General features: G+C 58.5%; 10 protein-coding genes. 6 read left to right on the top strand and 4 right to left on the bottom strand.

Going from position 1 to position 7,731, the window contains the following annotated elements:
- Nucleotides 1-168: 168 nt before the first annotated feature.
- Both DW112_RS09725 and DW112_RS09720 read right to left on the bottom strand, forming a co-directional pair.
- Nucleotides 169-636 (bottom strand): hypothetical protein, encoded by a 468-nt coding sequence (locus DW112_RS09725; protein WP_117638242.1) that lies wholly within the window; start codon nucleotides 634-636, stop codon nucleotides 169-171.
- The gene (locus tag DW112_RS09720) at nucleotides 633-1,004 is read right to left on the bottom strand and encodes a hypothetical protein (RefSeq protein ID WP_117638243.1); all 372 of its coding nucleotides are present in this window, start codon (nucleotides 1,002-1,004) and stop codon (nucleotides 633-635) included. The genes DW112_RS09725 and DW112_RS09720 overlap by 4 nt, the downstream gene beginning before the upstream one ends.
- A 378-nt stretch (nucleotides 1,005-1,382) precedes the next feature.
- Between DW112_RS09720 and DW112_RS09715 the strand changes: the two genes are divergently transcribed.
- The 6 genes from DW112_RS09715 to DW112_RS09690 all read left to right on the top strand — a co-directional run bounded on the left by DW112_RS09715 (nucleotide 1,383) and on the right by DW112_RS09690 (nucleotide 7,063).
- Nucleotides 1,383-2,831 carry a MobA/MobL family protein gene (locus DW112_RS09715; protein WP_118328859.1) on the top strand — a complete coding sequence of 483 codons (1,449 nt, stop codon included), beginning with the start codon at nucleotides 1,383-1,385 and terminating at the stop codon, nucleotides 2,829-2,831.
- 21 nt (nucleotides 2,832-2,852) lie between these two features.
- The gene (locus DW112_RS09710; protein ID WP_118328858.1) at nucleotides 2,853-3,428 is read left to right on the top strand and encodes a hypothetical protein; all 576 of its coding nucleotides are present in this window, start codon (nucleotides 2,853-2,855) and stop codon (nucleotides 3,426-3,428) included.
- 2 nt (nucleotides 3,429-3,430) lie between these two features.
- On the top strand, nucleotides 3,431-3,859 hold the full coding sequence (locus DW112_RS09705) for a hypothetical protein (protein ID WP_118328857.1): 429 nt from the start codon (nucleotides 3,431-3,433) through the stop codon (nucleotides 3,857-3,859).
- Between the two features lie 187 nt (nucleotides 3,860-4,046).
- Nucleotides 4,047-6,137, top strand: a complete 2,091-nt coding sequence (locus DW112_RS09700; RefSeq protein ID WP_118328856.1) for a hypothetical protein — start codon at nucleotides 4,047-4,049, stop codon at nucleotides 6,135-6,137.
- Between the two features lie 61 nt (nucleotides 6,138-6,198).
- Nucleotides 6,199-6,825, top strand: a complete 627-nt coding sequence (locus tag DW112_RS09695) for a ParA family protein (RefSeq protein WP_117638238.1) — start codon at nucleotides 6,199-6,201, stop codon at nucleotides 6,823-6,825.
- Nucleotides 6,826-6,874: 49 nt separating this feature from the next.
- Complete coding sequence (locus DW112_RS09690) at nucleotides 6,875-7,063, top strand: hypothetical protein (protein ID WP_158571751.1); 189 nt, start codon at nucleotides 6,875-6,877, stop codon at nucleotides 7,061-7,063.
- A 182-nt stretch (nucleotides 7,064-7,245) separates the two neighbouring features.
- Here DW112_RS09690 and DW112_RS09685 read toward each other — a convergent pair whose 3' ends face one another.
- Nucleotides 7,246-7,527, bottom strand: a complete 282-nt coding sequence (locus DW112_RS09685; protein WP_117807073.1) for a hypothetical protein — start codon at nucleotides 7,525-7,527, stop codon at nucleotides 7,246-7,248.
- A 2-nt stretch (nucleotides 7,528-7,529) separates the two neighbouring features.
- The coding region (locus DW112_RS09680; protein WP_118328854.1) for a hypothetical protein at nucleotides 7,530-7,731 on the bottom strand (202 nt) is incomplete at its 5' end.

The raw sequence follows: 7,731 nt of genomic DNA, 5'->3' as shown, positions 1-7,731 counted from the left end.
CATCCGTGCCGTTTCGCTGGCGGCACCGAATCGGGTTCTCCCACGCATACGCGACCTCATCGCTGGTAAGACCGTGCTTGAGGGCGTTCCCATGCACTCTGACCACTGCCGTTCTCCTTTCTTTCCCAATAAGTATACCAGATTAGTATATCTGATTAAAGCACCTGATTATCGAGCGGTCGCGCTGGGGCTTCGTGGCCGCCAAGCTCCCTGCGGGCACCCCTCCGGTTCAAAAAAGTCCACGTTTTCGAACACGCCGCTGAACTCGTCGCTGACGTTGTCCGAGGTTTCATCCTCGTCCTCGTCCGGCTCTTCGAACTTGTAGAGCGTTTCACCGTCGACGTCGAGCCTGAGCAGCCCGTGCTCATCGTGAGCAACAGCGAGCCAGGCATTGAGGATCTGTGGGGCGTTTTCCGCTGAAATGCTCAGGATGCTTTCGGCCTGCCCCTCTTCGGTTCGGCTGCTCTTTGCCTGCCCACTTTTCTCCGGGTCGTACCCCTCCTCGAATCTGAGGGCGCTCCAAAGTTCGAGATGCCGTCCGTTGACGCGCAGCACGGCGTGTGAGGTCGATGCGGACCCGTCCGCTCGGGTGTCCCATGCGTCAATGCGGTCCTCGTAGACAATTTTGATATTCACTGTTTGCCGCCCTTTCCGTCGCGCCATGCGATGTATCGAGAGATCTCACCCTCAGGTTTGCTGGCAATTTCGTTGGCGAGAACCCGCCCGAGCCATGTGGCAATGCGCTCGTCGAGCTCAACGTGACCGGCCTCGGCCTCGATGGTCGCGGCGCTCGCGATGAGCCGGTGGTTGCGTTTGGTCCGTTCCTCGTTCCGCTGCTTCGCCTTGAGTTTCTTCAGGCGCTCTTCGGCCTCGGCGACCTGCTGGTCAATGGTCTTCTTGACGCGCTTGCGTTTCGGCTTCGCGGGCTGCGTTCCGGCGTCTGCCGCGAAAGTGTTATCTGACCGCTGAGCCCCGTCGATGCTCGTGAATTCGTTCAGGTCCATTTTGTGCCTTTCAACTGCGTTTTTAATTGACTTGATTGTACCCGTAACGAGTGGGTATCATTCCCTTAACTTAAGTTAAGGGCGCACTTAGTCTCACTTACTCGCGCCTACGGCGCTGCGTGAGAGAGACATTGCGTGCGCGCCTAGGCGGCGAGCCCCTACGCTCCCTGCGGTCGCTGCGCGTCGCTCGCGCTCCTTGCCTCTCCGGCACACCGCCAACCGTTCGCCTTGGGCGGCTTACGATTGGCTGCGCCTGCGCGGTCGCCAAGGCTCCCTTGCGCTCCGCGATACCGTGCCCGTTCGCCTCAATGGCTCACGGTGCGCACGGCACCGCTGCGCGCTCGTTTCACTCGCTTGCCGGAAGGAGGCAGACGCCACATGGCCATCTACCATCTGAACGCCCGAGGCATCGCCCCGGCGCGCGGATCGTCTGCCGTCGCGTCTGCCGCCTACCAGAGCGGCGAGACATTGCGCGACGAGGCCACGGGCGAGCTCAAGCGCTACGCGCGCGCCGAGCGCATCGCCGATACCGGTATCGTCCTTCCCGAAGGTGCGCCCGCCTGGGACCGTCAGAGTCTCTGGAACGAGGCACGGCGCGCATATGACGGCGGCAACGAACTCGTGGCCAAGCGCTATGAGTTCGCCCTTCCCCGCGAGCTCGACTTGGACGAGCAACGCGCCTGCGTTCTCGATTTCTGCAACCTGTTCAAAAACAAGGCCTGCGATTGGGCAATACATGATTCGGGCGACGGTAATCCCCACGCCCACGTGCTCGTGAGCGCCCTCAAACTCGGTGCCGATGGCTTCGAGCGCCCCAGGGCGCAGAAGTCAACCAAGGTCTACCTGTGCCGCCGTCCAGACGGCAGCGACGTCATGGTCGCCGCCAAGGACTGGAAAGCGGCCAAGGCCGAGGGCATCGAGAAGGTCTACAACTTCCGGGACGGTGAGCGCCGGACCATGTCCCAGGCGGCGGCGCAAGGCCTCACCAAGGACGACCGCAAGACGAAGACGCCAGTGGCCGTCACCGCCAAGATGGACGGCGCTAAGGCGTTCGATGCCGAGAAAGCCGAACTCAGGCGCGTCCGCGCGTCCTGGGCAGGCATCGCCAACAAACGCCTCGCCGAACATGCCGCCAAGCACAACGAGGTTGCCGTGACAATCGACCACCGGTCCTTCGAGGACCGCAAAATCGAGTACATCCCGACCGTCCACGAGGGCCAGCGACCCACGCCTGAGCGCGTGGCCATGAATGTCGAGGTGCGCCAGACGAACAGCGCCATCGACCGCGTGATCGGAGAGCTGCGCCGACTCAAGGAGCGCGCGAGCGCATGGTGGGCGCAGAAGACCGACGCCGTCACCCAGCGCCGGCGCGCTTTCATCGCCCGCCACACGGGCCTCATGCGCGCCACGGCGGCGCGAAAGCGCGGTATGGCCATGGGCGGCGCCAAGTTGGATATCTCCATCGCCAAGACCGTCGAGGCCGAGATCCAGCAGGTGTTCGCGCGCCGGAGCAACAACCACTTCAACGACCTCGCCGACGCCCTAGCGCAGCGCGGCGTGGCCATGGATTACGTCGAGGGTCACGGCGACCTCAAGTTCACCCAAGACGGTCGCACCGTCACGGGCGCGCAGATGGGACGCCCGCTGCGCCAGCTCGTGACCATGAGCAAGGAGGTCGGGCGACCGATTACCGCCGCCCAGCTCAAGGCCATGACCGCCCAGCAGCGCGACAAGCTCGTCCGCGAGCAGGCCAAGAAGACTGCAAAGGTCGCCAAGCCGCTCTCGGTCGAGATCGAGCTTGAAAACGAAAACGGTATCCACCACTAGACTAGAAACGGAGTTCAAATCATGGGTACTTTCGACAACCTCAGCCAGGACAACCTAGCGGCTATGGGCGATGCCCTTGAGGCATCGGCAGATCTCAAGGAACAGGCGGCGCGCGACCAGCTCCGCGTCGCCAAGGACATGCACAGCATCGCCGGCATCGCGAAGGAGATGCACTGTGCGTTGGTCGAGAACACCGACACCATGCGCGATATGAGCGAGGCGGTCATCGGTGCCGCCGAGCGAGCGGAGGATGCCTCAAACGTCGTTTACAGGGCTGTGGAGGCCCGCACGGTTGAGTGCCTGCGGGACGTGGAGAGGGCGGCTAAAAAGGCCGTTGAGAGCAGCCAGGCGAACGCCAAGCAGGCCGTCGATGAACTCGAGAGCGCGAGGCGGTCGATGATTGTTGCGACCGTTGCGTGCGGCGTCGTGACCTGTGCCGCGTGCCTGATCGTCCTCCTGGTGGCCATTGGCTTCATGTGGACCCAGATGAAGGCCGGGGCCGAGTGGCTTGGCGTCTGGGGCTGGGCGGCGCTGCTGCTGTCTATGGCCATCTGTGGGGCCATCGGATATTTCATTGCAGTCAAGGTTCGTGGGTAGTCATGGACGATATCGAGCTGCTCGATTGGCAGTTCAGGATTGCGAAGATGGGCCGCTCCGAGCTTGAGGTGACCCTCCGGGCCATGGCCGATCCCGATGCAAAACCGTTCTCGCTCCATGACCCGGAGGCTGTGGCGCGGCTCGCGCGCCAGTCGTTGATTGGAAGTACGGAGGCTATGCTGAACCGTGTGTCTTCCAATGTTGGATCCGGGCCGGGCGGCGGCAAGAGAACCGTGACTGTCGACCTGCACGGCTACTACGAGGCAAAGACTGCCGAGGACGCCGAGGCCCAGGACCGGGCCGATCGGGCCGAGATACGGGCCATGTGCGAGCGCAGACTCGCGCACATGCGGCATCGCGAAGAGCTCCGGCACGTTCCCGAGACGTCGCCACTAAAGGCGTTTATCACCGCGTACGAGGCATCGGAGTGATCCTTTTTGTGTATATAGAATCTATATACAGTGTATATAGATTCTATATACACATTTTTAGGCGGAAAAGTGTAAAATATCATTTAACCTTAATATACGTCCTGCTCAGCCCGTAGGGCACCCCCTCGGGGTCGCTCCTGAGGTTGTTTCCAGGGGAGTGTTGTTTTCATCTTAAAGGGGGCTTTGTATGCCTGTTTCGAGAAAGCGTCGTAAGAGTTCCAGCGAGCATGATGGACGCTGGTATGAGAATGAGCGCCATGCAAATCAGGTGAGAAACGAGAAGTTGTTTGATGCCTATCGTTTGGGTTGGAGCTACTGCGATCCCGACACCTTTTATCACGCTATGTTTCCTGATGGGACTCTCCAGAAGAAGGGTAACGATTCCGATGGCAAGCCCAATGTCATTGTTCTTGAGGACACCGGTAAGGAGATAGAACGAGGAGTCGACCCAAAGGGCAACAAACTTGTAAAACGCATTATGCATCGATACACGCTTCATGACGGTCTTGAAGAACTTGAAGAGCTTCGAAAGCTGTCGATTGAGCAGAACACGTTTATGTTTCTGGCTCCGGTCAGCTATTACGGCAAGAGTCGCAGCAGCCGTAATGCCCGATACTTGCATGCCATCATGATCGATCTCGATTACGTTGGCGAACGCGAGCTTGATAACTTGCTCCACCAGATGGAGCGTGGTGCAATTCCCTATGCCAACTATCTCGTCAGCTCAGGGACAGGCCTTCACGTCGTTTACCTTCTCGAACATCCAGTGCCGCTTATGACCCGCTACGTCACTGGTCTACAGGTCCTCAAGCGCGAGCTGACCGACCGAGTTTGGAACGCCAACACAAGCGCCAGCGACCCAGACAAGAAGCAGACTCAGGGCATCTTCCAAGGTTTCCGGATGGTCGGAAGCGCCACGAAGCTCAATGGAGACATCGGCAATCCAAAGATTAAGCAGCCGTATGTTGCCGAGTGTTTTTCTCACGATGCGACCCCGCCTGCTACAATCCCCTATCTGCTGTCTTTTGTTCCAAAGCTGCTGGGCAAGAAGGATATGGATGGTCTTGCAGCTCTTCGAGAGCTTACGCAGGAGGCCCGCAAGAAGACTCCGATCGCCCGGGCAAAAGAATTGTGGCCCGAGTGGTATGAAAGGTGCGTTGTTAACGACGAGCCGCGCGGAGGGTGGACGTATGGCCGTGCCGGCTACGATCGGGTTTTGAGCGTCATCAGGGATCAGGCATCAGTTGATCACCGTTATTGGTGCATCTTCTATCTTGCTGTCATGGCTAACAAGTGTGGCGTTTCTTACGACGAGCTTGAGGACGATGCATACGGCCTTCTTGATCGATTTGACGCCCTTTCGGTAGAGCCAAGCAACAGGTTTACCGCTAACGACGTGGCGGCGGCTCTGGAGGCGTTTGAGGGCGGCTCAGCGGCTGGGCGGGCGCGTCGTTACACTCAGGGATTCTGCGAGCGAAAGGCCGCTGTCTCATATGGTGAGAAGATGGGACATGGTAGTAATCCGCCAGACAAGAGACTCCCGAAGGATTTGTCTCTTGAAAAGGCCCGCATGACAAGGGACCTGAATCAGAAGGCCCATGGCACGAATTGGTGGGATAACGGCAACCGAGATGGAGCGCCGACGAAGGCCGTGCAGGTTTGGAAAACTGCGGCTGAGAACCCTGGTTTAAGTATGTCGGCGCTAGCTCGCGTCGCTGGGGTGTCCCGTCCGACTGTCTATAAGTGGCTCAAGCCTGGATGGCAGAATGAATACAAGAAGGCTATGGGCCAAGACAGGCGTCCAACGTACCGGCCTCATAGGGTTATCGAGGAACAGGCCGAGCAATTCAAGCGGAAGTATGCAAATGATCGGCCAGGTCTTGTTCGCGCGGTACTGCGCCATGTCGCGGCGCATCCGTGGGAACCATATGAGCAGACGGCGGTCTTTTTCGGCTTTAGGCGCGCTGCCGAGGTCGAGAGAATTGTCCGCGAGAACGAAGATCTTCTCAATCAGATCAAGATCGGCATCGATGATGAACACCAGGCATGGAACACTGAGACCGACGACTACTTCGACGCCATGACGACAGCCGACCTTATGGGAAAGCGTTCCGACCTGATGAAAGCTCGCGCCCTCGGCGTTCGAGCTGCAATTGAATGGGCGAGACACGAGGCGCCAGACCTGTTCGAGGGGCTGCGTGCGGCGAGGAGCGCGGGGCGAACGCTTACAGGCGACGAGCTCGCCGAGTTGAAAGAAAAGTATATACAGTCTATATAGACTGTATATACTTTCTATATAGACTCACTGTTAGATACAACAGCACTTGAGAGGAACGCCCGTGATTATTTCGGCTATGAACTTAAAAGGTGGTGTCGGCAAGACAACGACGGCAATGGCGTTGGCGACAGCTGCTGAGCGCGAGGGAAAGAGCGTCGAGGTTTACGACTGCGACCCGCAGTCTAGCGCAAGCTTCTGGGCGCTCCTCGCCGATCAGAACAATGATTCCCTTCCATTTTCCGTAACGTCGGCGAACCTGGCGACGGTGCGGCGCGCCGGCATCCAATACCGCAGGAATCCTGACAAATGGATCTTTATCGACTGCCCACCGAATGGCAACATCATGGACGAGGCTGCTGAGGCATCGGACTTCGTCGTGATTCCGACGGGTCCGGGCGCGGCCGACGTTGTGAAGACCATCGAGACCGCACGCACGCTTACGAAGCGCGAGGTCTTTTACGGCGTGCTACTTACTCAGGTTGCGGCCAACACCCTTTCGTTTGCAAAGGCACAGAGCGAGATTGAAGATGCCGACCTCAGTTATTTCGACCATCAAGTCCGCCGCCGCGAAGGGCTGCGAAACTTTTTCGGCAATTCGTTTGGCGATGATCTCTTCGGCTATGAGGAGATTTGGGATGAACTGAAAGAAATCTTGCGTAACGATGAGGAGATTCACTATGCCGGCTAAGAGGCCAGTCCGTCGAATGACGGTGCCTGAGGAGGTTGCGCCGACCCTCATGGCAAACCAGGATACGCGCCACAAAGGTGACTCGACCAGCACTCGTAAAAAGGGAAAGTGCATCACTTTCTGGGTGACTGATGAACAAAAAGCCGAGATTTCGACTTATGCCGCTGAACACAATACAACGGTCTCACGCCTCATCGTCGAGGGTCTTGAACTGCGTATGAATCGAGATAGTATATAGATTGTATATACACTCTATATAGAATTTATATAGAGTGTATATACATAAGAGCTGAGCCGCTGGCAAAGGCTCAGGAGGGCTTGGAGGGGCTAGCCATGAAGCTCTGACCCAAATTACAACAGGGTCGCCGGCAGGAAAGGGGAGCCTTGAAGGCTCCCCTTTCTGTTAGCTCCCCTGCTGCTTTACGCTATGGCCATGAGACCATCGGCGAGGATTCCGCGGGCATACGCACCCGTCGACTTGCCCTCGGCCTTCGCTTCCTTCTCAAGAGCCCGCTTCATCGCAACTGGAACCTTGAGGGACAGCGTCACCGTCTCGGGTGCGGCCTTCGGGAGCTTGCCCTCGACAACCTCGCCAACGTTGACCCATCCGCTAGGCCACTCATCGCGCTCAAGGGCGCTTTCCCAATCGGCAATCATCTCATCGGTAACGACCTTGCCGTTCTCGGCAACGATTCCGTTCATGTCTACCTCCATCCCAGCTCACGCTTGAACTTCTTCGTCGGCGGCACCATCGCGTGGAACACGCACCAAACGCCGTCGATATCCATGAATCCAATCAGCTCGGCAAATCTACCGTCGGGAAGCGAGCCGACCGAAATCCAGAGCGGCGGGTCATCCGTGCCGTTTCGCTGGCGGCACCGAATCGGGTTCTCCCACGCATACGCG

This window comes from Collinsella sp. AM09-41, from assembly GCF_003473245.1.
Classification (GTDB): domain Bacteria; phylum Actinomycetota; class Coriobacteriia; order Coriobacteriales; family Coriobacteriaceae; genus Collinsella.
This window is presented reverse-complemented; position numbering and strand designations above follow the sequence as displayed.